Source organism: Cupriavidus sp. UYPR2.512 (assembly GCF_000379565.1).
In the GTDB taxonomy this organism is placed as follows: Bacteria; Pseudomonadota; Gammaproteobacteria; order Burkholderiales; family Burkholderiaceae; genus Cupriavidus.
The window spans coordinates 1-995 of record NZ_KB903146.1; the positions used below are offsets into that span (position 1 = coordinate 1).

Sequence of the window (995 nt, forward strand, 5' to 3'; positions counted from 1 at the left end):
TCTCGGGGGCAACTCGCACTCACTCTCTCCACGCTGTGTCGCAGTGTGGGCATTGGAGACGCCGAATTCATATAAGTTCCATCAAGAACAGAACGATACACTAGGAAAGCCTTGCCGCCGCGTAGCGGTTGGGGAAGGGTACGATTTGTGCTCAGACTCAATATCTGGCGCTGAGTGGTACGTTTTTCCTGCCAGATGACGCGCCCTGTGAGAGTTAGCATCGGTTCACCCACGGCATAAAGATTTCTTTTGCTTCAGCATCTCGACGCATGATATCCAACAAGTGTTTTGTCACGCCCATCATGCGTCTGCAAAATTCAGATTCGGGCTTTCGACCTAGGACATCGCCATACATCGCATGATGGAAGACCGGCTCGGCTCCGCACCACGGCTCAAAGGCGCAATCGCTGCACATAGGTGCAGAACCCGTAAATGAGTCTTCAAGCGCGCTGAGAAGAGCGTCATTTGTGAAGATCTGCTCGTAGGTGTTCTCGTGCACGTTCCCAAGTCGGAACGTCGTATCGCCCATTTCCCGGAGCATGCGGCTTTCGTCCGACGCGTACACATCGCCGTCGTAATTGAACACCACCGCGGCGATACCTGCGCCTGCCGGATTCATCAAGTCAACGAAGCCAGGATCATTTGATGTCAACATCTTGGTCAGAATGAGACTGGAGTAGTACTCGGTAAACGGCAGGCCGGTCTTGTTGAGTTCCAAGATGTAGTCCAGCCCTTCCTTGTAAAACTGCAGCCAGCGTTCGGCGTTGTATGCCTGGAAGCTCTTCGTCTTCATGGCAAAGCCATAGGGAGACAAGTGTCGCAAGAAGATGCCGTTGAGGCCATGCTTGACGTACTCGTCGATGATGTCCCTGACCCGATTTAGGCTTGCTGGGGACGTGGTCATCAGCGCCGACACGGAGTCATATCCGACAATGTCCCTAGCCCGCTGGAGTCCCGCCACGGTAGGGTCGAGAACTGGCGCGCGCACCTTCAGG

The 995-nt window shown here is 54.5% G+C and carries 1 protein-coding gene; it reads right to left on the bottom strand.

Translation table 11 applies throughout. From position 1 onward, the window contains the following. Window positions 1-214: 214 nt before the first annotated feature. Window positions 215-995, bottom strand: a 781-nt coding sequence (locus A3A5_RS39295; protein WP_018312989.1) for an SPASM domain-containing protein, incomplete at its 5' end; no start/stop codon positions are given.